We start from the raw sequence: 784 nt of genomic DNA, 5'->3' as shown, positions 1-784 counted from the left end.
GTCGTGTACTACTTTGCCGGTTATTTCAATGCCACTTCGAGCAATGACGAAAAAATCAGCTTCTGCGTGCCAAGCGGCAACTTCGGCAATGTCTGCGCCGGCCATATCGCCCGCCAAATGGGTCTGCCTATCCACCGCTTGATTGTTGCCACCAATGAAAACGACGTATTGGACGAGTTTTTCAAAACCGGCGCATACCGCCCTCGCAACAGCGAACACACCCACGTCACATCCAGCCCGTCTATGGATATTTCCAAAGCCTCCAACTTCGAGCGTTTTGTGTTTGACCTGATGGACCGCGATGCAGACGAAATCAAAACCTTATGGGCTGAAGTAGGATCCGGCAAAGGTTTCAATTTGGAATTTGTCTTAAACAAAGTACATCAACAATATGGCTTTGTTTCCGGCAAATCGACCCATGCCAACCGCCTTGCCACCATCAAACAGGTTTACGAACAAGACCGCGAATTGATTGATCCGCATACAGCTGATGGCATCAAAGTAGCGCGTGAAGTACGCGAAGCCGGCGAAACCATTGTCTGCCTCGAAACCGCATTGGCTGCCAAATTTGAAGCCACCATCCATGAGGCTGTCGGCGAAGTTTCCATCCCTCGCCCTGCCGCATTGGAAGGCTTGGAAAATCTGCCACAACGGGTCCGTGTTGTCCCTAATAACGCAACGACAGTAAAAGACATCATTAAGGAAGCTTTGGCTTAACCGGCTGTCTTTGACGACTGAAGAGGCCGTCTGAAACTTTTTCAGACGGCCGCGACTAGTGTTTATG

General features: G+C 50.1%; 1 pseudogene. It reads left to right on the top strand.

The features are described 5' to 3' along the window. Nucleotides 1-717 (top strand): annotated as a pseudogene (locus tag ACTHUE_RS19590) (threonine synthase); the annotation flags it as partial. Nucleotides 718-784: the final 67 nt, after the last annotated feature.

It is taken from the genome of Neisseria sp. P0021.S005 (genome assembly GCF_051956955.1).
The sequence above is the reverse complement of the archived record's forward strand: the minus strand, read 5'-3'. Positions and strand labels throughout refer to the sequence as shown.